The organism is Streptomyces sp. Tu 3180, from assembly GCF_009852415.1.
In the GTDB taxonomy this organism is placed as follows: Bacteria; Actinomycetota; Actinomycetes; order Streptomycetales; family Streptomycetaceae; genus Streptomyces.
In genome coordinates, this window is the sequence record NZ_WOXS01000002.1 from 7722590 (window position 1) to 7746648 (window position 24059).

The following is a 24059-nucleotide window of genomic DNA, read 5'->3' on the forward strand; positions in this document are numbered from 1 at the left end:
CCCGCACGGTGCCGGGTGCCGCTCGGGCGCCGGTGTCGTCGAGGGTCATGTGCCCGGCTCCTTGCGAGCGCTGCGTGGCTCCGGCGTGCGGCGAGCACCCGCCCCGGTCCCCGGGGCCGCGATCCCCGTCACCGGCTGTCGCCGTCCCCGGTCCCCGTCAGCGCCGCCCGGCCGGCCTCCAGGCGGGCCACCGGAACGCGGAACGGCGAGCAGGAGACGTAGTCCAGTCCCGCGCCGTGGAAGAAGCGGACGGAATCCGGGTCGCCGCCGTGCTCGCCGCAGACGCCGATCTTCAGGTCCGGCCGTGCGGCGCGGCCCTCGGCGACGGCGATGCCGACCAGACGGCCTACACCCTCGCGGTCGAGGGTCTCGAAGGGGGAGGCGGGGAAGACACCCTTGTCGAGGTAGGCGGGGAAGAACTCCGCTTCGACGTCGTCGCGGGAGAAGCCCCAGGTGGTCTGGGTGAGGTCGTTGGTGCCGAAGGAGAAGAACTCCGCCTCCTCGGCGATCCGGCCCGCCGTGAGCGCGGCCCGGGGCAGCTCGATCATGGTGCCGACCGGGCACCTCACCGGGACGCCGGACGCCTCGGACACCTCGGCCAGGACGCGCTCGACCTCCGCGCGGGCGAGCCGCAGCTCCTCGACGGCGCCGACCAGCGGCACCATGATCTCGGCCAGGGGGGAGCCCCCGGCCCCGGTCCGCTCCACCACCGCCTCGGCGACGGCCCGCACCTGCATCGCGACCAGACCCGGAACCACGAGGCCCAGGCGCACACCGCGCAGGCCGAGCATCGGGTTCTCCTCGTGCATGCGGTTCACGGCGTCGAGCAGGTCCACGTCGTGCGGATCCGGGCGCTCGCCGCGGGCCTCGGCGGCGGCGACGCGCACCGCGAGGTCGGTGCGGTCGGGCAGGAACTCGTGCAGCGGCGGGTCGAGGAGCCGGATGGTGACCGGCAGGCCGTCCATCGCCTCGAGGATGCCGGCGAAGTCCCGCCGCTGCAGGGGGAGCAGGGCGTCGAGGGCACGGTCACGGGCCGCGTCGTCGGGGGCGAGGATCATGTCCTCGACCAGCTTGCGGCGCTCGCCGAGGAACATGTGCTCCGTGCGGCACAGGCCGATGCCCTGCGCGCCGAACCGGCGGGCCCGCGCGGCGTCCTCGGGCGTGTCGGCGTTGGCCCGCACCGCCAGCCGCCTGGTGCCGTCGGCCTCCTTCAGGACGCGGGCGACCGACGCGACCACGCCCTCGGACGTCCCACCCGTCTCCAGGTACCGCATGACCTCCGAGTCGACCAGCGGGGCCGCACCGGAGTACACCGCACCGGCGGAGCCGTCCACCGAGACGACCGCGCCCTCCTCGACGACGGTGCCGTCCGGGGTGGTGAAACGCCGTCGCCCGGTGTCGACCGTGAGCTCCTCGGCACCGCACACGCAGACCTTGCCCATGCCGCGTGCCACGACGGCCGCGTGCGACGTCTTGCCGCCGCGGCTGGTGAGCACGGCCTGCGCGGCGACCATGCCGGGCAGGTCGTCCGGGGTGGTCTCCTGGCGCACGAGCACCACCTTCTCGCCGGCCGCGGCGCGCCGCACCGCCTCGGCGGAGTCGAAGACCACCGCGCCGACCGCCGCGCCGGGCGAGGCCGGGATGCCGTGGGCGAGCGGGTCGCCGGTCGCGGAGGTGTCGAACCGCGGGAACATCAGCCGGGCGAGCCCGTCACCGCTCACCCGGGCCAGCCCCTCCCGCGGGGTGATGAGCCCTTCGTCCGCCAGCTCGGTCGCGAGCGTGAACGCGGCCTCGGCGGTGCGCTTGCCGACCCGGGTCTGCAGCATCCACAGGGTGCCGCGCTCGATGGTGAACTCGATGTCGCACAGGTCGCGGTAGTGCCGTTCCAGGGTCCGCATGTGCTCGCGCAGCCGGGTGTACGAGCCGGGGTCCAGGCGTTCCAGTTCGGCCAGGGGCACGGTGTTGCGGATCCCGGCGACGACGTCCTCGCCCTGGGCGTCGGGCAGGTAGTCGCCGTACAGGCCGGGGCGCCCGGTGGCCGGGTCGCGGGTGAAGGCCACCCCGCTGCCGGAGTCGTGGCCGAGGTTGCCGAAGACCATGCGCTGCACCGTGACCGCGGTGCCCAGGTCGTCGGGGATGTGCTCGCGCCGCCGGTACAGGCGGGCCCGCTCCCCGTTCCAGGACTCGAAGACGGCCAGGATCGCCCGTTGCAGCTGTTCGGCGGGGGACTGCGGAAAGGACTCGCCGGTCTCGCGCCGGATCAGCTCCTTGTACGTCTCCACGAGCCGGGCGAGGTCACCGGCGTCCAGGTGCACGTCGTCCGGGGCGTTCCGCTCGTCCCTCAGCAGGGTGAGGGCGTCCTCGAACAGGGCGGCGTCCACGCCCATGACCGTGCTGCCGAACATCTGGACCAGACGGCGGTAGGAGTCCCGGGCGAACCGCTCGTCGCCCGACACCGCGGCCAGACCCAGGACGGAGTCGTCGTTCAGGCCGATGTCCAGGACCGTTTCCATCATCCCGGGCATGGAGAACCGCGCCCCGGAGCGGACGGACACCAGCAGCGGGTCGTCGGCCCGGCCCAGGTGCCGCCCGGCGGACTCCTCCAGGGCGGACAGATGGCGGGAGACCTCCCGGGACAGCCCCTCGGGCTCCGCGCCCGTGGCCAGGTAGGCGCGGCAGGCCTCGGTGGTGACGGTGAAGCCGGGCGGCACCGGCAGTCCCAGCCGGGTCATCTCGGCCAGGTTCGCGCCCTTGCCGCCGAGCAGGCCGGCCATGTCGCGGCCGCCCTCGTGGAAGTCGTACACGTATCGGACCATGGCGTCGCGCTCCTCAGCTCTGTACGGCGTCCCGCGGGCCGCTCGGCGGGCCGGCGCGCCCGCGGCGCCGGACGCGTGCCGGGCGGACGGCCGGTTCCCGTCCGGCGCCCTCGGGCGGGCCGATCGGCCCCGCTCGTCACCCGTTCCCCGGGCCACCGCCGGCCGGTCCGTGCCGCCGCCCGGTGCCGCAAGCGCGCCGGCCACCCCCTGAGCGGGTGGTCGCCGGTGAGGACGGGGCCGGACTAACAGGGCCGACCGGCCCTGGCCATCCGGCCCCGGGCCGGGAAGGATTCCGTACGGGAAGCCGATGGGGTCCATGATGGGCCACCGGCGCGGACCCGGCACGCAGAGCATGCAGAGCACGCGAAGCGCGCAGAGCACACGGAGCACGCAGGGCACGCAGAGAACGAGGAGCACTTCATGGCGGACGGTGCGCAGCCCGGTCCCGGCGATCCGATCCGGGTCTTCCTGCTGGACGATCACGAGGTGGTCCGGCGCGGGGTGCACGACCTGCTGGACGACGAGCCGGACATCAGTGTGGTCGGTGAGGCCGCGACCGCCGAGCAGGCCCTGGTCCGTGTGCCGGCGCTGCGTCCTCAGGTCGCGGTCCTCGACGTGCGGCTGCCCGACGGGGACGGGGTGAGCGTGTGCCGTGAGCTGCGCTCGGGCCTGCCGGATCTGGCCTGTCTGATGCTGACCTCGTTCGACGACGAGGAGGCCCTGCTGGATTCGATCATGGCGGGTGCGTCCGGGTATGTGCTCAAGCAGATCCGGGGCTCCGACCTGGTCGAGGCCGTGCGCACGGTGGCCCGGGGACAGTCGCTGCTGGATCCCAGTGCCACCGCCAGGCTGATGGCGCGGCTGCGGGGTGGGCGGCCGCGGGAGAAGGAGGAGGAGCCGGACGCGCTGCCGGGGCTGACGGACCGGGAGCGGGAGATCCTGGCGCTGGTCGGTGAGGGGCTGACCAACCGGCAGATCGGTCTGCGGCTGTACCTGGCGGAGAAGACGGTGAAGAACCACATCTCCCGTCTCCTGGCGAAGCTGGGCGTGGAGCGCCGCATCCAGGCCGCCGTGATCGCCACCCAGGCCCGCGACCGGCTGAAGCACGAGGGCCACTGACACCACGCGGCGGGAGACGGCGCCGGACCGGCCGCTCCGGGACGGGTCTCGCTCCGGCGCGCCGGGGCCGAGCGGCGGGTCCCCGGGCGGGCCGGGCGCCGCCCGGCACGTCGGTGCTCGCGGAGACCGGCAGCACTCGCGCGGACGGGACCGGGCCGTCCGGAACGACGAGACGGGAAGGACTCCACCCGCTTCTCGCGGATCCGGATTGCGCGGTGCGCGGTGGTGAGCCGCTTCCCCGCGTCGGCATCGGGTCCTTCCCGTCCCCTCCAGTACACCGCGGCATTCCCCGGGCCGCCAGGGCCGGACGGCGTCCGGCCGGCCCCGTGGCCCCTGCCCGCGCCCGCGCACCGGTCCCGTCCCCCACGCCGTCATCCGGCAGGCAGCCAGGCCGTGCCGTGACCGCCGTGCCCCACCCGGCACATGACCTCAGGCGGGGGACCCGCAGCCGTTCCCGGCGCCCAGGTGGTCCCGGAACCAGCCGGCGGCGGCTTCGGCCACCTCCTCCAGGGCGCCGGGTTCGGGGAAGAGGTGGGTCGCGCCCGGCACCACGTGGACGGTGTGCGGCGCGGACAGCGCTTCGGCCGCCCGGCGGTTGAGGCCGAGGACCTGCCCGTCGTCGCCGCCGACGACGAGCAGCACCGGGGCCGCCACCAGGGGGAGCGCCGCGTCGGCCAGATCCGGCCGTCCGCCGCGCGACACGACCGCGGACACCCTCCTCGGACGCTCGGCCGCGGCCACCAGGGCCGCGGCCGCTCCCGTGCTCGCCCCGAACAGGCCCGCCGGGAGGTCCGCGGTGTCCGGCCGCTGCTCGAGCCAGTCGACGGCGTCCACCAGCCGCCGGGCCAGCAGGCCGATGTCGAAACGGTACTCGGCGGTCACGGAGTCCCGGCGCTCCTCGTCCTCGGTCAGCAGGTCCATCAGCAACGTGCCGAACCCGGCCCGGCGCAACGCCTCGGCGACCGCACGGTTGCGGGGACTCAGGCGCGAGCTGCCGCTGCCGTGCGCGAACACCACCACGCCGCGCGCGCCCGCCGGGACCACGAGGTCACCGGCCAGCCCCGCCTCTCCCGAGGGAACGGTCACGCTCTCGGAGATCATGCGTCGTCACCTCCCTGGGGGCGCCCGTCGACCGGGCCGGGTACCCGGCCCGGCGGTGCCCTATCCGGCCGGACCCGGGAACTCGTAGGTCCGGCTTCCGGTTTCGGCGCTCACGCGGAGGAAACCCCGGAAGCCGGACAGGGCGGACGCCGTCGACGAGGATGCGCCCCGCGAGGAGTTCGGGCAGAGGAAGGCGGGCACCGGCCATGCGCTACCACGACCGCCGGCACGCGGGCGAGGACCTCGCCCTCCGGCTGATGGAGTGGGCCGCCGACGGCGACCTCGTGGACCCCCTCGTCCTCGCGCTTCCCCGCGGTGGGGTGCCGGTGGGGGCACAGGTCGCCAGGGCCCTGCGGGCACCGCTGGACGTGCTGGTCGCCCGCAAGATCGGCGTGCCCGGCCGGCCGGAGACCGGGATCGGCGCGATCGTCGGCGACGACCCGCCGCTGTACGACCGGCGGGTGCTGGAGATGCTGGGCCTGAGCGAGGACCGCCTCGGCCCGGACGTGGCCCGGGAACGGACCGAGCTCCACCGCCGTGAGGGCCGCTACCGAGGGGGCCGGCCGGCGCCCCACGTCACGGACCGGGCGGTGATCGTCGTCGACGACGGACTCGCCACCGGCGTCACCGCGCGCGCCGCCCTGCGGCATCTGCGCCGGCAGGGCCCCGCGCGGCTGGTCCTCGCCGTGCCGGTCGGCGCACCGGGCGCCGTGGACCTGATGCGCGCGGAGGCCGACGACCTGATCTGCCTGCACCAGCCGCCGGACTTCCGGGCCGTCGGCCAGTGGTACGAGAAGTTCGACCAGGTCGGTGACGAGGAGGTCGTCCGCATCCTGGACGAACTCAGCCCGGCGGCGTGATCCCGGCGGCCCCGGCCGCGTCCCCCTGACGCCCGCGGTCGGCGGGACGGGCCGCCGGAGCCCGCCCCGGCGGCCCGTGCCCGGGACGCGGGACCCGGCGGGCCCTCCCGGTTCCCGCGGGGCGGGGACCCCCGCCCCGCCCGCCCGTGCCGGCAGGGTGCCGCCGGACCGGTCCTAGCGGGGGCGGGAGCCGGCCATCCGCCAGATGCGCACCTCGCGCCTCATCCCGGGCCACTCCTTGACCAGCAGCGCCAGCAGTGCTCCGCCCACCAGCGCCGCCTCCGCCATCAGGATTCGCTTGGCCGTCATGTCCGCTTCCTGCTTCCTCGTGTGTCGTTCGGGGCGCACCGTGCTCGGAGGGCTCAGCCGGGAGACAGGTTCGGCATGACCTTCATGAGCGCGTCGTGCCGCTTCCAGCGGATCCCGGTGGACCGCCGCGCGTCGGCGGTGCCGTCCTTGTGGTGCCCGGGCTGGTGGTGGTAGGGGCCCTTGTTCCCCTGGTGGATGCCGCGGACCGTGGACGGGGTGTCCGGCCAGGAACATGTCCTGGGCGTCGGCACCGCGCCCGCGCGGACGGAGCCGGACCCGGCTGCCGCCCCGCACGGGCACGCCGCCGACCGGCACCGCGTCGGTCGCGGGCGACAGCCCCTCGTCGGCGCCCTCCCGCCACCCCACCGGCCGGGGGCCGGGGGAGTCGCCGGGCGGGGGACCGGCGGGGTCCAGCGAGCGGATGGCGCCGTGCAGCCGGGAGAAGACCTCGGGCGGCATGGTCTCCACCCGGTCGAGGATCCGGGCGGCGCGCCGGTCGGTGGCGCGGGCCTCGCGCTTCTCCTCGTCGGTGAGCAGCAGGGTGCGCAGCGTCAGGATCTCGTCGATCTCCGCCGCGTCGTGCAGGTCGCCCGGGCTCTCCGGTGCCACCTGCGGGTGGTCGGGGAGGATGATCGGCGAGGAGAGCAGCAGCCGCGCCCCGGGCGGGTCCGCGCTCCCCGTGCCCGGCGGCCCCTCGCCGTCGCCGGTGGCCGGGGGCGGTCCGCCGAGGACGGGCCAGGTGAAGTCGTTGCGGCAGGCGCGGGTGTGCTCGCGCAGCCGTGCGGGCGGGTCGGTCGGCGACACGAACTCCACGCCGTCCCCGCCGACGAGCGTGTGCGTGGCGATGAGCGCACGGCGCAGCGCCTCGTCGCGCACGGCGTCCGGTCCCGGTGCGCGTCCGGTGTTCTCGGTGCGGATCCGCAGCCGGCAGACGTCGTCCGTGAGCCGTTCGGCCCCGACGGTGGTGCGGGCGCGCACGTCGAAGCGCCGCCGCACGACGCGCCCGGCGCCCCCGGGAAGCGCCTCGGTCCGTTCGCCCGCGGGCCCCTCCACCGGGAAGGCGGACTCCCGCCGCAGCAGGTCGTCCAGGGGGACGGCGAGATCGGCCTCGCGCGGCACCGCCTCGTCGAACGTCAGGTGCGGTGTGCCGTCGGGCAGGTGCAGGGCCGCCACCGGCCGGTGGCGGCCGTCCCGGCCGGTCTCCTCCACCTGTTTGTGCTGGAGCTGCAGGTGGCGGACCCTGACCCGCACGACCGCGCCGGGCCGCCGGATCCGCAGCAGGCACTCGGTCTGCTGGTACCAGGGGTCCGCCGAACCGGAGACACCGGGCTCGACGGGGCCGTGCCGCTCCGCCCAGTCGCGGGGGAGGAGGACACCGAACTGCCAGCGCACCCGGTTCTTCGGCGAGGAACGGCGGTACGGGTAGAGCAGGTACCCCTCGTACAGGACGGCGTCGGCCACCGCGCCCAGCTGCTCGAAGGAACGGCCGGAGGGGTCCTGCCGCCCGGCTCCGGCGTCGCGGCGCCCGTCGTCGCACGCCACGGCGCCCTCCGCCACGGTCCTCGCCATCCGGCCTCCTCGCGTCCGCCCGTGCGTCACGGCTGTCACCACATTCGCGTCACCACGGCGTCCCCGCCCCTCCGGCGCGGCCGTTCCGGGCCGTCCGGGCGACCGGCGGGGCGCATACGGGTGTCCGGCGGGTCCGGCGCCCGTCACGTCCGCGTCCCGCGCGCTTCCGCCGCCGGGCCCCGGACCCGACGGCTCCGAGGCGGGATCGGGAGGGGACGGGAGGGGACGGGTAGATATGGACCGATTGATGCGAACATGTGTACGATTACGGTGAGGGGTCGATGCCGTTCGGACGGGAGAGCGCGACACACGCCCACGGCCGGCTCCACAGCCCGGGAGGGAGGAGCCATGTCCAAGTGCGACGAGCGACCCGGCACCACCGAACTCCCCGTACGGCGCGACGTTCCCCGCTCGTGCGGGGCGCGGGAAAGGAACTGCTCGCCCCGGCCGCGCGAGCACCGGGGCGCGGGAGCCCGGCTGCTGCTCCTGGCGGGGATCGCCGGGGTGGTGGCCGGCATGGTCCTGCCGCAGGGGCTGCTCCTGGCCGCCGGCCTGGTCCTGGCCGGGCTCGCCGGCCAGGCGGCCGGCTCCCCGGGGTCCCGGCGGGCCCGGCCCCGGACCCGGTGACGCGTACGGCGCCGGGTCCGGCCGGTGACGCCGCCGGAGCCGTGCCGGGCGACGCCCGCGGCGGGAGCGGTGCCGCCGGTGCCGCGCGCCTCGCCGGAGTGCTCCCCGGCGACGCCGGGCTCCTGTGCCGGAGGCCGCCGGGACCGCCGGACGGTGACGTGCCCGGCGGCCTCCGCGGCGCACGCGCTCGGTACGCCCGTCTGCCTCACCTTTGAGATTGATCGCGGCCGTACGGGGCACCTGCGGAAGTCGATCGGGGTACACCGCCAGAGCCGAGCGGGAAGGGCCCGCGTCAGGGAGCCGGACGAACCGGTGAACCGGGTTTCGACGAGGAGTTGGTGCGGCGGTGCTGTTCCTGCTCGCCGCCCACGCGGGACTCGCGGTGGTGATCCCCTGGTGGCAGCGACGGCTCGGCCGTGCCGTGTGGCCCGTGGCGGCCCTGGTCCCGCTGGCGGTCGTGGTCTGGGCGGGCACACGGGCGCCGCGGGTGCTGGACGGCGGTGAGTACCGCGAGACCCTGTCCTGGGCGCCCTCGCTCGGGCTGACCGTCGAGCTGCGGCTGGACGCCCTGGCCCTGCTGATGCTCTGGGTCGTCGCCGGTGTCGGCGCCCTGGTGCTGCTGTACTGCCGGTACTACGTCGAGCACGACGCCGGCCGGCTGGCCGCCACGCTGCTGGCCTTCGCGGGCGCGATGACCGGACTCGTCCTGGCCGACAACCTGTTCGTCCTCTACGTCTTCTGGGAACTGACCACGGTCGCCTCGTTCCTGCTCATCGCCGAACGCGGCGAGGCCGCGGAGCAGCGGCGCGCCGCCCGGCAGGCGCTGCTGGTGACCACGGGCGGCGGCCTGGCCATGTTGCTCGGCTTCATCGTCCTCGGCCAGGCGGCCGGGACCTACAGCGTCTCGGGCATCCTCGCCGGCCCCCCGCGCGGCACGGCGGTCTCCGTCGCCGTGGTGCTCGTCCTGATCGGGGCGTTCGCCAAGTCCGCGCAGATGCCGCTGCACGGCTGGCTGCCCGCCGCGATGGTGGCCCCCACCCCGGTGAGCGCGTACCTGCACGCGGCCGCGATGGTCAAGGCGGGCGTCTACCTCGTCGCACGGCTGGCACCCGCCCTGGCGGACGTGCCCCCGTGGCGGCCGGCGGTGCTCGTCGTCGGCCTCGTCACCATGGTGCTCGCCGCCTGGCGGGCGCTGCGCGCGACCGACCTGAAGATGCTGCTGGCCTACGGCACGGTCAGCGAACTGGGCATGCTCACCGCGCTGCTGGGGGCGGGCACCCGGACCGCGGCCCTGGCCGGGACGGTCATGCTGCTCGCCCACGCGGCGTTCAAGTCCGCGCTGTTCCTGGCGGTCGGCGTCATCGACCACACCACGGGGACCCGCGACATCCGCGCACTGTCGGGCCTCGGCCGCCGCATGCCCGTGCTGTGCGCGGCCGCGACGGTGGCCGTGGCCTCGATGGCCGGCCTGCCGCCGCTGCTCGGGTACCTGGGCAAGGAAGCCGCGGTGGAGGCCTTCCTGCACGGCACGGAACTCGGCGGCCACCTCTGGCTGACCGCGGGGCTCCTGCTCGGCTCCCTCCTGACCGTGGCCTACGGAGCCCGCTTCGTCCGGGGCGCCTTCGGCGGGCCCCCCGGCGAGGCGGCGGCCCGCGCGCACCGGCCGGCCCCGGGGTTCGTCGCGCCCGTGGCCGTGCTGTCGGCCGCGAGCCTGGTCCTCGGCGTGTGGTACGCGGGGACCGCGGCCCTCGTCACGCCCTACGCCGACGGCTATCCGCCGGGGCCGCACGGTCCGTACGAGCTGTCGCTCTGGCACGGCCCCACCGCCGTGCTCGGCCTGTCGGCGCTGTCCGTCCTCCTCGGCGTCCTGCTGCACCTGGCGGGGGGCGACCGGTGGCGTCTGCCCCGACTGCCGGACGCGCAGCGCGCGTTCGACCGCGCGGTGGCCGCCGTGGACCGGCTGGCCGTGGTCCTGACCGGACACACCCAGGTCGGTTCGCTGCCGGTCTACATGACGGTGCTCCTGGTCACCGTGGTGGCGGTGCCGGGCGCGGCGCTGGTGGCCGCGGCGCCCTCGCCGGGCTCACCGCGGTGGTGGTGGTCGCCGAGCGAGCCGTTCCTCGCGGTGATGGTGCTGGCGGCGGCCGCGGCGGTGGTCGTCACCCGGCACCGGCTGACCGGCACCCTGCTGTCCGGAGCCGTCGGCTACGGAGTGGCGGTGATCTTCCTGGTCCGGGGAGCGCCGGACCTGGCGCTCACCCAGTTCCTCGTGGAGACCATGACGGTGGTGGTGATGGTGCTGGTGCTGCGCCGGATGCCGGAGCGGTTCGAACCCGGCCGGGCGCTGACCCGTACGCGCGTCGTGCGGGGGGCGGCCGCCGGGGCGGTCGGGCTCCTGGTCACCTCCCTGGCCCTGGTGACCTCCTCCGCCCGCACGGCCCCGGCGATCTCCGCGGAGTACGTGCACCGGACGCCGGAGACCGGCGCCCACAACATCGTCAACGCGATCGTCGTCGACTTCCGCGCACTGGACACGCTGGGTGAGATCTCGGTGATCCTGGTCGCCGCGGTGGGTGTCGTCAGCCTGGTCCGGGTGGGCGGTCCCGCAGGGGTGCGGGAGACCGGCGACCGTGCCGGCGGCCCGTTCCCGACGGCGCACTGGGACGAGCCGGTGGAGACCTGGCTGCCGGGCGCGCCCGAGCGGTCCGGCGGCGAGCGGTCGGTCCTGCTGGAGGTGGCCACCCGGCTGCTGTTCCCCTCGATCCTGCTGCTCTCGCTGTACCTGCTGTTCTCCGGGCACTACGGCCCCGGCGGAGGGTTCTCCGGCGGCCTGGTGGCGGGCCAGGCGTTCGTGCTGCGGTACCTCGTGGGGGGACACGCCGACCTGGGGGCCGCCGTACGGGTGCGCGCGAGTGCGGTCGCCGGCGCGGGACTGATGCTGGCGGCCGTCGTCGGCCTGCTCCCGCTCGCCCTCGGCGGTGCGCCGCTGGAGAGCACGGTGGTGACCCTCCACCCGCCGGTGCTGGGCACGGTGAAGTTCGCGACCAGCCTGTTCTTCGACATCGGCGTGTACCTGCTGGTCGTCGGCGTCACGCTCAGGCTGCTGTCGGCGGTGGGGGCCGCCCTCGACGTCCCCGGGGCCGCGACGGGCGAGGACGACGACGGTGGGGACGACGGCGAGGACGACGAGGCCGGAAACGGGGACCGGGCCCGGGACCGGGACAAGGAAGGCGGCCGGCGGTGAACACGATCGACGTGACCCTGTCCCTCGTGGTCGGCGGCCTCTTCACCGTCGGCTTCTACCTCATGCTCCAGCGCTCGCTGATGCGCATCGTCCTCGGCTTCCTCGTCCTCGGCCACGGCACGAACCTGCTGCTCCTGGTCGGCGGAGGCACGCCGGGCCTTCCCCCGGTGCTGGACGGCGCGCCCCCGGACCCCGAGCGGATCGCCGACCCGCTGCCCCAGGCCATGGCACTGACGTCCATCGTGATCACCTTCGGCCTCACCGCCTTCCTCATGGCGCTGGCCTACCGGTCCTGGCACCTGACCGGCAGCGACGAGGTCCCCGACGACCCGGAGGACCGGCGCATCGGCGCCACCCGGGAACACGCCGACGAGGACAAGGACACCTATCCCGATCCCGAACCCGATCCCGGTTCCGGCGCGGTCCCGGCCGACGACGGCACACGGCGGGGAGGCGACCGGTGACCCAGGCGCTGCTGGCCCTGCCCGTCCTGCTGCCGGCCGTCGGAGCCGGTCTGACCCTGATCGGCCTGTCCCGCCGCGCGGTGCGCGTACTGAGCACCGTCGTGCTGACGCTGGTCCCGGCCGACGCGCTGGCACTGCTCGTGCTCGCCGACACCCGGGGCCCGCAGGTCCTGCACGCCGGCGGCTGGAGGGCGCCGCTGGGCGTCACCCTCGTCGCCGACCGGCTGTCGGCTCTGCTGCTCACCGTGTCGACGCTGGTCACGCTGGCCGTGCTGCTCTTCGCCATGGGCCAGGGCACCGCGGAGGAGCGCCGCCGCACGGTGGCGGTCTTCCACCCCGCGTACCTGGTCCTGGTCACGGGCGTGAGCCTGGCCTTCCTCACGGGCGACCTGTTCAACCTCTTCGTCGCCTTCGAGGTGATGCTCGCCGCCTCCTACGTCCTGATCACCGTCGACGCCGACGAGAACCGCACCCGTGCGGGCATGACGTACACGATCGTCAGCCTGACCTCGTCCGTCCTGTTCATCACCCTGATCGCCCTGGTGTACGCGGCCACCGGCACCGTCGCCCTGGCGCAGCTCGGGCCCCGGCTGGCGGACCTGTCGGACGGGCTGCGCGGGACGCTCGCCCTGTTGCTGCTGGTCGTCCTGGGCATCAAGGCGGCGATCATCCCGCTCCACCTGTGGCTGCCCGACAGCTACCCCACCGCTCCCGCGCCGATCACCGCGGTGTTCGCCGCGCTCCTGACCAAGGTCGGCGTCTACGCCGTGCTGCGCACCGAGACCCTGCTGTTCCCGCGGGACGGCGTGTGGACCCTCCTGGCCTGCGCGGCGATCATCACCATGATCGTGGGCATCCTCGGCGCCATCGCCCAGGACGACGTCAACCGGTTGCTGTCCTTCACCCTGGTCAGTCACATCGGCTTCATGCTGTTCGGCATCGCGCTGTTCGACGTCCAGGGGCTGACCGGCACCATCCTCTACGTCATCCACCACATCGTCGTCCAGGCCGGGCTGTTCCTCGCCGTCGGCCTCGCCGTGATCCGCACGGGAACGGCGTCGCTGCCCCGCATGGCGAAGTGGCCGCCGCCGGGCGTCCTGGTCGCCGTGCTGTTCGCCGTACCGGCCCTGAGCCTGTCGGGCGTTCCGCCGTTCTCCGGCTTCGTCGCCAAACTGGCCCTGCTCAGGGCCGGGGTCGCACAGGGGGGCACGGCCGCCTACGCCCTCGCGGCGGCCGCCCTGCTCACCAGTCTGCTCACGCTCTACGCCATGACGCGGGTGTGGACCACGGCCTTCGCGGGGCAGCCGAGGAACACGGTGCGCGGCGCGGCCGACGGGATCGCGGCATCGGCCGCCGAGGCGCCCGAACCGCGCCCCGGCGGCGTGCGCGGAGCCCGGCTGATGCTCGCCTCGACGGCCGGCACGGTCCTGACCGGAGTGGCGGTCGCCGTCTTCGCCGGCCCGCTGGCGGGCATCGGCGAGCGGGCCGCCGGGGACCTGCTGCGTCCCGGGGCGTACCGGTCCGCCGTGCTGGGGGAGGGGGAGCACGGTTGAGCCGCCGGGAGAGGATCCGCCGGGCCCTGCACCACCTGCCGCTGGTCGTGTGGCTGTGGCTGCTGTGGGTGGCGCTGTGGGGGTCCACCGGCGCGGTCGTGCTCGTCGGGGGGCTGCTCGTCGCCGTCGCCGTCGCCGTGCTCTTTCCCCTGCCGTCCGTCCTGCCGGGAGCGGTGCCCCGGCCGCGGTGGATCGGACTCCTGCTGCTCCATCTGCTGGCCGACCTCGTCAGGTCGGGGACCATCGTCGCCTGGGAGGTCGTCCGGCACGGCGGGAGAACCCGCTCCGCGGTCATCGAGGTCCCCCTGCACGTCGACGACGACGTGCTGATCACCGCCGTCGCCGAGATCACCACGATCGCCCCCGGGACGGTGGTCACCGAGATCGACCGCCGCCGCAGGCGGCTGTACGTCCACGCGCTTCCGGTCCGCGACCGGGAGGCCGTCGCCCGCAGGAAGAAGGAGACGCAGGAGTTGGAGCGCCGGGTCGCACGAGTCGTCGGACACCGTCACCACCCCCTCGAGCACGGGTCGCCGTCCGACGCGCCGGACGGCCCCCCGCCGTCCGACCCCCCGCCGGACGACCCGCCACCGGACCACCGAGGGAGACGACGATGACCCACCTGTACGCCGTCGCGCTGGGGACGCTGATCGTGGCCGGTCTGCTCACCCTGGTGCGTCTCGTCCGCGGCCCGCGTGTCCTGGACCGCATCGTGGCGCTCGACGTCATCGTCACCATGGTCATCGCCGGAACAGCCGTGGGCATGACGCTGCGCGACGACAGCACCGCCCTCCCCGTGCTCGTGGTCCTCGCCCTGCTGGCCTTCATCGGGTCGGTGACCGCGGCCCACCTCGTCGAGAAACGGAAAGGCATGCGATGACCGTCCTGCGTGACGCCGTCACCGCCGTCCTGTTCCTCACCGGCGCGTGCTTCTGCCTGCTCGGCGCCCTGGGGCTGCTCCGCTTCCCGGGCACCGTGAGCCGCCTCCACGCGGCGGCCAAGGCGCAGACCCTGGGCCTGCTGCTCGTCCTGGTCGGCGCGGCCGTGCACCTGCCCCTCAGGAACGCCCCGGTGCTGCTGCTCGTCGCCCTCTTCCAGTTGTTCAACGCGCCCATCACCAGCCAGATCGTCGGCCGCATCGCCTACCGCACCGACGCGGTCGACCGCGGCCGGCTGTTCACCGACGAACTCGCCGACCGCCTCGCCCGGGACGGCACCCCCCTGCACGGGCACGGCGGCCCCGCCCCGGACGCGGCGGGGGAGGGGGAGAGGCGGGACGGCACGGACCGCTGACGTTTGTGCCGGGGGCCGCACGGAACCCGTCAGGTCCCTGCCAGCGTGGTGCGCGGCCGGATCGCGCGGGCGCGCGTCAGCGAGAAAACGGAAGGTCGATGGCCGGCATGAAGGTATCCGACTACATCCTCCAGCGGTTGCGCGAGTGGGAGGTGGACCACGTCTTCGCCTACGCGGGCGACGGCATCAACGGGCTGCTGGCGGCGTGGGGACGGGCCGACGACGCTCCGAAGTTCGTCCAGTCCCGGCACGAGGAGATGTCCGCGTTCCAGGCCGTCGGATACGCGAAGTTCTCCGGCCGGGTCGGCGTCTGCGCGGCCACGTCGGGCCCCGGGGCGATCCACCTGCTCAACGGGCTGTACGACGCGAAACTCGACCACGTGCCCGTCGTCGCGCTGGTCGGGCAGACCAACCGCAGCGCGATGGGCGGCTCGTACCAGCAGGAAGTCGACCTGCAGAACCTGTACAAGGACGTCGCCTCCGACTTCTGCGAGACCGCGACGGTGCCGGAGCAACTGCCGAACCTCATCGACCGCGCCATCCGCACCGCGTACGCGCGGCGCACGGTCACCGCCGTCATCGTCCCCGCCGACGTGCAGGAACTGGACTACAGCCCGCCGACGCACGCCTTCAAGATGGTTCCGTCGAGCATGGGGACCGGCCGGTACGCCCCGGTGCCCGCCGACGCCGACGTCCGGCGGGCCGCCGAGGTCCTCAACGCCGGTGAGAAGGTCGCCGTGCTCATCGGCCAGGGCGCCCGCGGCGCGCGCGCCGAGGTGGAGGCACTGGCGGACGCCCTCGGGGCGGGTGTCGCGAAGGCCCTGCTCGGCAAGGACGTGCTCCCCGACGACCTGCCCTACGTCACCGGTGCCATCGGCCTGCTCGGCACCCGGCCCTCCTACGAGCTGATGCGGGACTGCGACACCCTGCTGATGATCGGTTCCAGCTTCCCGTACACGCAGTTCATGCCGGAGCTGGACCAGGCGCGCGGGGTGCAGATCGACATCGACCCGCACATGATCGGCCTGCGGTACCCCTTCGAGGTGAACCTCGTCGGCGACGCGCGCGAGACGCTGCGCCGGCTCCTGCCGCACCTGCGCCGCAAGGAGGACCGGACCTGGCGCGAGAAGATCGAGGAGGACGTCGCCCGGTGGTGGGAGGTCATGGAGCGGCGCGCCGCCGTGGAAGCCGACCCGATCAACCCGGAGTACGTGGTGCACGCCCTCGACGGGCGGCTCCCCGAGGACGCGATCGTCACCGCCGACTCCGGTTCCGCGGCCAACTGGTACGCCCGCCACCTGCGGCTGCGCGGGCGGATGCGCGGCTCCCTGTCGGGCACCCTGGCCACCATGGGCCCCGGGGTGCCCTACGCCATCGGTGCGAAGTTCGCACACCCCGAGCGGCCCGCCATCGCCCTCGTCGGGGACGGCGCCATGCAGATGAACGGCATGATGGAGATGGTCACGGCCGCCAAGTACCGGCAGCAGTGGTCCGATCCGCGCCTGGTCGTGGCCGTCCTCAACAACCGGGACCTGAACCAGGTCACCTGGGAGATGCGGGCGATGTCCGGGGCACCGCAGTTCGAGGAGTCGCAGCACCTTCCCGACCTGCCGTACGCCGAGATCGCGCAGCGGATCGGTCTCGACGGCGTGCGCGTGGAGAAGCCCGAGCAGGTCGAGGAGGCCTGGGACCGTGCGCTGGCGGCCGACCGGCCCTTCGTCATCGACTTCCGCACCGACCCGGCCGTGCCGCCGATCCCGCCGCACGCGGAACCGGACCAGATCGAGGCCACGGCCTCCGCGATCCTCCACGGCGACAGCGACCGTGGCTCCATGATCAGGCAGGGGTTCAAGGCCAAGGTGCAGGAGATGCTGCCCGGCACCCGGCGCCGGGCCGGCCGTCGCGGCGCCGGAGCCGACGACGGCGCCGAAGGCCGTTCGTGAGCCCGTCCGGCGGCCCGGCCGTCCCGCGTCCCCGGCCGGGCCCGGCGTGTCGTGCTCCCGGCCGCGGGCACCGGTGGCCGGGGAACGCCTTGCGCGACGTCTCCCGCCGCAGGGGAGACCGGCAGGCGCCGGTCGAGCGGGGCCCGGGGTCAGGCCGTCAGCTCCGCCGCCCCGAAGGACACGTCGAAGCGGTCGCACCAGATGGTGACGCTGCGGAAGTCGGCCGGGTCGACGCCGGCGGGCAGCGGGTAGTTCTGGTCACCCTTGTTGCCCTTGAGCTTGCCGAGAGCGACGTGCTTCCCGTCGTCGAAGACGTGCCATCCCGCCTTGCCCTCGATCACCGGCGCGTCCGTCAGCCAGACGTGCAGATCGGGGCCGTTGGAGGTGTCCAGCCCCTCGAACCGCAGGACGTGCGAGCCGTCGGCCAGGCGCAGGACGCGGACCGTGCCGGTGGTGCGGTGCTCGTGGGTGACGAGTGCGCCGTCGGCGACGGTCCGCGGGCCCGGGTCCGCGGCCGGTGAGGACGGGGGGCCCGAGGCCGTCGCGGTGGGGGAGGGCCGTCGCGACGCGGCCGCGGGGAGCTCCTCCCGCACCTCCTCGTCCACCCACAGTCTCCACGGCTGGAACCAGTACAGCCCCAGGCCCGCCAACGCGACGGCCGGCACCGCGGCCACGGCCGCCACCCGCCGGGCCGCCCCTCCACCCGCACGTCCCACGACTTCACTCCCTTCCGGCGCGCACGTCCTCATCCGCGCGCCCGTCACCACGGCTGACGCAAACCAGAGTGGCCGACGGACGGGCCGGGTGGTGCGCGCGGGACCCGGCCGTCAGACTCCTGTAAGGACCTGACGATCGGCCGGCCGTCGAACCGGGTATCCCTCGTCCGGACGTACGGTCCGAGCATCCTCCGGAGGCACCGAGTGACGACCACGCATCCGCCCGTCACCCTCGACGACGTCCGCGCCGCGGCCGAGCGGCTCAAGGGCGTCGCGCACCGCACGCCGGTCCTGCGCTCGCGCACCCTGGACGCGCTCGCCGGCGCCGAGGTCCACCTCAAGTGCGAGAACTTCCAGCGGGTCGGCGCCTTCAAGTTCCGCGGCGCCCACCACGCGGTCTCCCGTCTCACCCCCGAGCAGCTGTCCCGGGGCGTCGTCGCCCACTCCTCCGGCAACCACGCCCAGGCCGTCGCCCTGGCCGCCCGGGAGCTGGGCACCACCGCCGTCGTCGTCATGCCCGGGGACGCGCCGCCGTCGAAGCGCGCGGCCACCGAGGGATACGGCGCCGAGATCGTCACGTACGACCGCTACACCGGCGACCGCGTCGCCGTCGCTCAGGCACTGGCCGCCGAGCGCGGGCTGACCCTCGTCCCCCCGTACGACCACCCGCACGTCATCGCCGGACAGGGCACGGCCGCTCTCGAACTGCTCGAGGAGGCGGGAGAGCTGGACGCGCTGCTCGCACCGGTCGGCGGCGGCGGGCTGATCGCCGGGAGCGCCACCGCCGTCAAGGGCCTGTGCCCGGCGGCCCGGGTGATCGGCGTCGAGCCGGAGGCCGGGGACGACACCAGACGGTCGCTGGAGGCCGGGCGCCGCGTGAGCATCCCGGTCCCGCGCACCATCGCCGACGGCCAGGCGCTGCACACCCCCGGTGAGCTGACGTTCTCCCTCAACCGGCGGCTGCTGGACGGGATCGTGCTGGTCGGCGACGACGAGATCAGGGACGCGATGCGGTTCGCCTTCGAGCGGCTGAAGATCGTCCTGGAGCCGAGCGGGGCCACCGCGCTGGCCGCGCTGCTCACCGGCCGCGCGGGCACCCTCCCGGGCCGGGTCGGGGTGATCCTCTCCGGCGGGAACGTCGACGCCGAGCGCTTCGCACGGCTCTGCGGGCCCGGCGACCGACCGGCCGACCGGCCCCGTCACCCGAATGGCGTCCCCGAGGGGACGGGCGGACGATGAACGGGTGGGGCCCGGCCCCGCCGGTGCCGTTCGGGACAGACGGAGACCGGACCCGGTCGTGCAGGGCGACGACCGGAAGGGAGAAGGACATGCTGGAGGTCAAGACGCTGGACAAGCCGGACGAGCGACGTGATTTCCCCAGGGGGCACCTCGAAGCCGTCCACATGACGGGACTGGACTTCGCCGTGGCCACGTTCGAGCCCGGGTGGCGCTGGTCCGAGTCCGTCGGTCCCATCGCGGGCACCGAGAGCTGCGAGATCCACCACAACGGCTACGTCGTCCAGGGCCGTATGCACATCCGGATGAACGACGGCGCCGAGCGCGAGGTCGGCCCCGGCGACGTCTTCGTCTGCGCACCCGGCCACGACGCGTGGGTCGTCGGCGACGACCAGGTCGTGGTGTACGACTTCGCGGGCGGCATGGCCCAGACGTACGCGAAGGCGGACTGACCCGTACGCGAAGGCGGGTGACCGGCCCGGGCCGGTCACCCGCGGCCGTCTCCCCGGCGGGTCTTCCCGCCCCCGCCCGTGAGGCGCCCGGCGGGCGCCCGCCGGCGGCGGTCACCGGCCCCACCCCCGGGCTGCCGGAGACCGGACGACGGCCGGCGGGGGAAACGGGGCGCAGCCGCCCCCGCCGAGTGCGGGGATCGGCTGTTCACGGCCCGCGGGGCCGTCCGGCCCTCCGGCGCGGTCACACCGGCAGCAGGCGCCCGGCCAGCGCGCTCAGCTGCCGTACGGTGCGGCACTCGTGCATCTCCACCAGCTCGGCGTACTCGGGCGCGGCGGAGTCGCCGGTGCCCCAGCGGGAGCGCTGCTCGGGATTGAGCCAGTACACGCGCCGCGCCCGTCCGGTCAGTTCGCGCACGGCCGGCAGGTTCGGGTCGGCCGTGTTGGTGCGGGCGTCGCCGAGGACGAACACGGTCGTGCGCGGGCCGACGGCACCGGCGTACCGTTCGGTGAACTCGCCCAGCGCCATGCCGTAGTCGCTGCTGCCGTGCCAGCCGGTGACGGTCGCCTCGGCCCGGATCCGCCCGCTCAGGCCCTCCGGGTCGGCGGCGCCGCGCACGAGCAGCCCGGTCACCTCGTCGACCCGGTTGACGAAGGCGAACACCCGCACCTTCGAGAACTGGTCGTGCAGCGCCTGCACCAGCAGCATCGTGAAGTCGGAGAACCCGGACACCGATCCGGAGACGTCGCACAGCAGCACCAGTTCGGGCCGGGCGGGCCGGCGCCGGCGCAGCACCGGCCGCATCGGCACCCCGCCCGTCGACAGCGAACCGCGCAGGGTCCGCCGCAGGTCGATGCTGCCGCGCGCGGCCCTGCGGCGCCGTGCGGCCAGCCGGGTCGCCAGCTTCCGGGCCAACGGCTGGACCGTACGGCGCAGTTCGGCCAGCCGGTCCTTCCCGGCGAACAGGAGGTCGACGCGGTCGGCGGACGGGGCCACCGCGCGCCGGGCGACCTCGTCCCGCCCCCGCCGTTCGGCGACCCGGCGCCGCGCCTCCGTGGCCACCAGCCGCCGGAACTCCTCGATCCGGCGCCGGATCTCGTCCTCCAGCAGCCGGTCGCCGAAGCCCGCGGCGCCGTCCCGCCCGCGCACCTCGTCCCGTACCCGCGCGAGCAGCGTCTGCGGACGCAGCCGGTCCAGCGTCCGGTACGACGACCAGCCGTCCGAGGCGGGTGAACTCCCGTATCCGCCGAAGCCGTCGACCGCCTCCACCGCCAGCCGGGCCATCAGCGCGGCGTCGTCGTCGGCGAGGGCGGCCGCCAGCCGGTCGCGCAGGTCCTCCCGGTCCGCGGGTCCGCCCCGCGGCGCGCCGACCCCGCGCGGGAAGTACAGGTCGAAGACCGCGTCGAACACCGGCCGTTGGCCGGTGCCGTGCAGCAGGGTCGCCGCCAGGCCCTCCCGGAGCGGCTCCCGGTCGGTCAGTCCGAGGGCCTCCACCGCCCGCGCCGCGTCCACGGTCTCGCCGGTGCCGATGCGTACGCCGTGCGAGCGGAGCGCGTCGACGAGACCGGTCAGCCGCGCCGCGAGGTCCGCGGGCGGGGCGGCGGTCACACGGCGTCCAGGTCGAGCTTGGCCGCCGCCTTCAGGATGTCGTCCTGGTGCTTGAGGAGCACGCCCAGGCTGTCGCGCACGACGTCCTCGTCCAGGGTGCCGGCGCCCAGCGCCAGCAGGGTGCGGGCCCAGTCGACGGTCTCGGCGACCGACGGGGCCTTGCGCAGGTCCATGGCGCGCAGCGCCCCGACCACCCGTACGACGGACTCGGCCAGCGCGGCGTCGATCCCCGGCACCTTCAGCCGCACGATCCGCCGCTCCAGCTCCGCGTCGGGGAAACCGATGTGCAGGAACAGGCAGCGGCGGCGCAGTGCCTCGGACAGTTCCCGGGTGGCGTTGGAGGTGAGGACGACGAACGGACGGCGGGTCGCGGTGACCGTGCCCAGCTCGGGCACGGTGACCTGGAAGTCGCTGAGCACCTCCAGGAGCAGGCCCTCCACCTCGACGTCCGCCTTGTCGGTCTCGTCGATCAGCAGCACCTTGGGATCGTCGCCGCGGATGGCGGCCAGCAGCGGACGGGGGAGCAGGAACTCCTCGCTGAAGATGTCCGTGCGGGTCTCGTCCCAGGTCTCGTCCCGGCCGGCGCTGATGCGCAGCAGCTGCTTGGCGTGGTTCCACTCGTACAGCGCCCGCGACTCGTCGACGCCCTCGTAGCACTGCAGGCGCACCAGCCGGGCCCCGGCGACCCGTGCGACGGCCTTGGCCAGCTCGGTCTTGCCGACCCCGGCGGGGCCCTCCACCAGCAGCGGCTTGCCGAGCCGGTCGGCGAGGAAGACCGTGGTGGCGACCGCGGGCGAGGCCAGATAGCCCGTCCCGGCGAGGCGTGCGGAGACGTCGTCGACGGAAGTGAACACGGAAGGGCCTCCAGACCGGCGGCGATACCAGGAGACCTATCTAAGCGCTTGTTCAGGCCCGCTGTCACGGGGTGCCGCCCCGCGCTCCCGGGAAGCCGGCGGCGGGGGACGGCCGAGGGGCGTCCGCCGCGGCGGACGCCCCGGTGCCCGGGCCGGTCTCACGCGGTCACCGCGACCGCCCGCACCGCCGGAGTGCGCAGCACGTGCCGGGCCGTGAGCAGACTCGTCCCCAGCGTCGTCACCGCCGCGATCGAGACCACGACGGCCCAGACACCGGCCGTCTGCCCCGGCACCACCGCGTCACCGCGGACCACGGTGAACGGCACGATCCCCGCCAGTGCCGCCAGCGTGCCGAACAGCACCCCGGTGACCGTCAGGACCAGCGCCTCGGCCCCCACCGTTCCCAGCACCTGCGCGGGCGTCGCCCCGGCGAGCCGCTGCTGCCCGAACTCTCGGCCCCGGTAGATCGTCGCCGCGTACAGCGAGTTGACCAGCATGACGCAGACGAAGACCACGATGATGCCGACCACCGTGAAGTTGAGCGTCTCCAGGTTCTTCGCGTCGACCGACTTCACCGTGCCGGCGGCCTCGACGGCGTCGTTCTCGACCCTCTGCATGGTCAGCGTGGCCGTGGACACCGCCGTGAACATGATCAGCGACATCAGGATCCCGGCGAGCTGCCCGGACCGCTCCCGCAGGTTCCGCACGGCCAGCCAGCCGCTCGCGCCGCCCGGCGCCGGCCGGACCGGCACGCCCTTCAGCAGCCGCGCCGCCAGCAGCGCGCACCCCACCGACAGCAGGATCGACCCCTGGGCGGGCGGCGCCATCAGCGCGGAGTCCGTCGCCGAGAAGGCGAAGGTGGAGCACACCGCGGCGGCACCGGCCACCAGCGCCGCGTACGCGAGGAACGTCCGCGCCCGTCCCGGCCCCCGGTCCTCCCGCGTCGCCCGCCGCAGCGCGAGGAACGCCGCGCCGGCCGCCGCGAGCAGCGTGGTGCCGATGCCGCTCACCAGTGCGATCGGCCCGAAGGAACGGCCGACGGAGTCCGCGACCTGCCCGCTGTCCCGGAAGACCTCCAGCAGGACCCGCCCGCCCAGCATCGCCGGCACGACCGCCAGGGCCGCGCCCACCAGGGCCACGGCCGCCGCCTCGCCCACGACCATCCGCTTCAGCTGCGCCGGGGTCGCCCCCGAGCAGCGCAGCAGTTCCAGCTCGGCCGCCCGCTGCCGCACGGTGACCGTCAGGGTGGAGGCGACGGCGAAGAACACCAGCAGGGTGCCGTATCCGCCGACCACCCCGGCCGCCGTGCGCAGGGTCTGCTCGCTCACCGGGTCCACGCCCGGCTGCCCGGCCGTGTCGTGCAGGGAGCTGAACGTCATGACGACCGCCGCGCCCAGGAACGCGGAGAGCAGCGTCGAGAGGAACCGTCCGGGCCGCCGCCGGACCGACCGCACCGCCAGTGCGAACACCGCTCACACCCCCGCCGCCACGTCGTCGCCCAGGTGCGCCAGCCGCTCGGCCACCGCGTCCGCCGTCGGCGCGTCCATCCGGCCCGCGAGCCGGCCGTCCGCGAGGAACAGCACGCTGTCGGCGTAGGAGGCGGCGACCGGGTCGTGCGTCACCATCACCACGGTCCGCCCGTGCACCCGCACCGCCTGCCGGAGCAGCCGCAGCACGTCCCGCGCGCTGCGCAGGTCCAGGGCGCCGGTCGGCTCGTCCGCGAAGACCACCCGGGGCTCGGTGACCAGCGCCCGGGCGATCGCGACCCGCTGCCGCTGACCGCCGGAGAGCCGGTCGGGCCGGTGCCCGAGCCGGTCGCCCAGGCCGACGGCGGTCAGGACCTCCCGGACGCGCGCCCGGTCCACGCGCCGCCCGGCCAGCTTCAGCGGCAGCACCGTGTTCTGCGCGACGGTCAGCGTCTCCAGCAGGTTGTACTGCTGGAACACGAACCCGATCCGCCCGCGCCGGAACCTCGTCAGCTCCGCCTCGCCGCCGCCCGTCAGCTCGGTCCCGTCGACCCGCACGATCCCGCTGTCCGGCCGCTCCAGCCCGGCCGCGCACCGCAGCAGCGTGGACTTGCCCGAGCCCGACGGTCCCATGACCGCCGTGAAAGTGCCGCGCCCGAGCCCGAGCGTCACCCCGTCCAGCGCGGTCACGGCACTCCCGGCGGTGCCGTAGGACTTGGTGACCTTCACCAGCCGCAGCGCCTCGGCGGCGGGTCCCGTGTCGTGGCCGCGCCGTGCCCCGTTGCGAAACATCGTCATCGCCTCCGTCCGGCACGCCTTGTGCCCCACCGA

20 protein-coding genes and 1 pseudogene are annotated in these 24059 nt (G+C 74.8%); 12 read left to right on the forward strand and 9 right to left on the reverse strand.

Annotated elements, in window-relative coordinates; all coding sequences use genetic code 11:
- Positions 1-128 precede the first annotated feature (128 nt).
- On the reverse strand, positions 129-2816 hold the full coding sequence (gene ppdK, locus GL259_RS34760; protein WP_159537390.1) for a pyruvate, phosphate dikinase: 2688 nt from the start codon (positions 2814-2816) through the stop codon (positions 129-131).
- A gap of 420 nt (positions 2817-3236) precedes the next feature.
- Here ppdK and GL259_RS34765 point away from each other — a divergent pair, with 420 nt between their 5' ends.
- On the forward strand, positions 3237-3935 hold the full coding sequence (locus GL259_RS34765; RefSeq protein ID WP_159537392.1) for a response regulator transcription factor: 699 nt from the start codon (positions 3237-3239) through the stop codon (positions 3933-3935).
- Positions 3936-4364: 429 nt separating this feature from the next.
- Here GL259_RS34765 and GL259_RS34770 read toward each other — a convergent pair whose 3' ends face one another.
- A complete protein-coding gene (locus GL259_RS34770; RefSeq protein ID WP_159537394.1) occupies positions 4365-5036 on the reverse strand; it encodes an alpha/beta fold hydrolase in 672 nt (223 codons plus the stop codon).
- A 206-nt stretch (positions 5037-5242) separates the two neighbouring features.
- Between GL259_RS34770 and GL259_RS34775 the strand changes: the two genes are divergently transcribed.
- Positions 5243-5896: a phosphoribosyltransferase family protein gene (locus GL259_RS34775; protein ID WP_159537396.1), complete on the forward strand. Its 654-nt coding sequence runs from the start codon at positions 5243-5245 to the stop codon at positions 5894-5896.
- Between the two features lie 362 nt (positions 5897-6258).
- On the opposite strand, the gene GL259_RS39140 is transcribed toward GL259_RS34775, so the two are convergent.
- Together GL259_RS39140 and GL259_RS34785 are read right to left on the reverse strand one after the other, a co-directional pair.
- The gene (locus GL259_RS39140) at positions 6259-6456 is read right to left on the reverse strand and encodes a hypothetical protein (RefSeq protein WP_159539213.1); all 198 of its coding nucleotides are present in this window, start codon (positions 6454-6456) and stop codon (positions 6259-6261) included.
- Positions 6425-7774, reverse strand: a pseudogene (locus GL259_RS34785) (hypothetical protein); the annotation flags it as partial. The pseudogene GL259_RS34785 and the gene GL259_RS39140, both read right to left, overlap by 32 nt.
- Before the next feature lie 348 nt (positions 7775-8122).
- Here GL259_RS34785 and GL259_RS34790 point away from each other — a divergent pair.
- From GL259_RS34790 to GL259_RS34825, 8 genes are all read left to right on the forward strand, one after another.
- Positions 8123-8401 carry a hypothetical protein gene (locus tag GL259_RS34790; protein ID WP_159537398.1) on the forward strand — a complete coding sequence of 93 codons (279 nt, stop codon included), beginning with the start codon at positions 8123-8125 and terminating at the stop codon, positions 8399-8401.
- A gap of 346 nt (positions 8402-8747) precedes the next feature.
- Positions 8748-11645 carry a Na+/H+ antiporter subunit A gene (locus tag GL259_RS34795; RefSeq protein WP_159537400.1) on the forward strand — a complete coding sequence of 966 codons (2898 nt, stop codon included), beginning with the start codon at positions 8748-8750 and terminating at the stop codon, positions 11643-11645.
- Positions 11642-12109 (forward strand): Na(+)/H(+) antiporter subunit C, encoded by a 468-nt coding sequence (locus GL259_RS34800; RefSeq protein ID WP_159537402.1) that lies wholly within the window; start codon positions 11642-11644, stop codon positions 12107-12109. Before GL259_RS34795 ends, GL259_RS34800 begins: the two co-directional genes overlap by 4 nt.
- Positions 12106-13662: a Na+/H+ antiporter subunit D gene (locus GL259_RS34805; RefSeq protein WP_159537404.1), complete on the forward strand. Its 1557-nt coding sequence runs from the start codon at positions 12106-12108 to the stop codon at positions 13660-13662. The genes GL259_RS34800 and GL259_RS34805 overlap by 4 nt, the downstream gene beginning before the upstream one ends.
- On the forward strand, positions 13659-14279 hold the full coding sequence (locus GL259_RS34810) for a Na+/H+ antiporter subunit E (protein ID WP_159537406.1): 621 nt from the start codon (positions 13659-13661) through the stop codon (positions 14277-14279). The genes GL259_RS34805 and GL259_RS34810 overlap by 4 nt, the downstream gene beginning before the upstream one ends.
- Positions 14276-14542 (forward strand): monovalent cation/H+ antiporter complex subunit F, encoded by a 267-nt coding sequence (locus GL259_RS34815; protein WP_159537408.1) that lies wholly within the window; start codon positions 14276-14278, stop codon positions 14540-14542. The genes GL259_RS34810 and GL259_RS34815 overlap by 4 nt, the downstream gene beginning before the upstream one ends.
- Positions 14539-14955, forward strand: a complete 417-nt coding sequence (gene mnhG, locus GL259_RS34820; RefSeq protein WP_159537410.1) for a monovalent cation/H(+) antiporter subunit G — start codon at positions 14539-14541, stop codon at positions 14953-14955. Before GL259_RS34815 ends, mnhG begins: the two co-directional genes overlap by 4 nt.
- A gap of 107 nt (positions 14956-15062) precedes the next feature.
- Entirely contained in the window at positions 15063-16898 is a 1836-nt protein-coding gene (locus tag GL259_RS34825; protein ID WP_159537412.1) for a thiamine pyrophosphate-requiring protein, read from the forward strand.
- Between the two features lie 149 nt (positions 16899-17047).
- On the opposite strand, the gene GL259_RS34830 is transcribed toward GL259_RS34825, so the two are convergent.
- Positions 17048-17581: a DM13 domain-containing protein gene (locus tag GL259_RS34830; protein ID WP_243762618.1), complete on the reverse strand. Its 534-nt coding sequence runs from the start codon at positions 17579-17581 to the stop codon at positions 17048-17050.
- A gap of 237 nt (positions 17582-17818) precedes the next feature.
- On the opposite strand from GL259_RS34830, the gene GL259_RS34835 reads away from it, so the two are divergent.
- Complete coding sequence (locus GL259_RS34835; RefSeq protein WP_159537416.1) at positions 17819-18853, forward strand: pyridoxal-phosphate dependent enzyme; 1035 nt, start codon at positions 17819-17821, stop codon at positions 18851-18853.
- An 89-nt stretch (positions 18854-18942) separates the two neighbouring features.
- The gene (locus GL259_RS34840) at positions 18943-19302 is read left to right on the forward strand and encodes a cupin domain-containing protein (RefSeq protein ID WP_159537418.1); all 360 of its coding nucleotides are present in this window, start codon (positions 18943-18945) and stop codon (positions 19300-19302) included.
- A gap of 241 nt (positions 19303-19543) precedes the next feature.
- On the opposite strand, the gene GL259_RS34845 is transcribed toward GL259_RS34840, so the two are convergent.
- The 4 genes from GL259_RS34845 to GL259_RS34860 all read right to left on the reverse strand — a co-directional run bounded on the left by GL259_RS34845 (position 19544) and on the right by GL259_RS34860 (position 24026).
- Entirely contained in the window at positions 19544-20908 is a 1365-nt protein-coding gene (locus GL259_RS34845) for a VWA domain-containing protein (protein WP_159537420.1), read from the reverse strand.
- Positions 20905-21762: a MoxR family ATPase gene (locus GL259_RS34850; protein WP_159537422.1), complete on the reverse strand. Its 858-nt coding sequence runs from the start codon at positions 21760-21762 to the stop codon at positions 20905-20907. Before GL259_RS34850 ends, GL259_RS34845 begins: the two co-directional genes overlap by 4 nt.
- A 158-nt stretch (positions 21763-21920) precedes the next feature.
- Positions 21921-23231 (reverse strand): ABC transporter permease, encoded by a 1311-nt coding sequence (locus GL259_RS34855; protein WP_159537424.1) that lies wholly within the window; start codon positions 23229-23231, stop codon positions 21921-21923.
- 3 nt (positions 23232-23234) lie between these two features.
- A complete protein-coding gene (locus GL259_RS34860) occupies positions 23235-24026 on the reverse strand; it encodes an ABC transporter ATP-binding protein (RefSeq protein ID WP_159537426.1) in 792 nt (263 codons plus the stop codon).
- Positions 24027-24059: the final 33 nt, after the last annotated feature.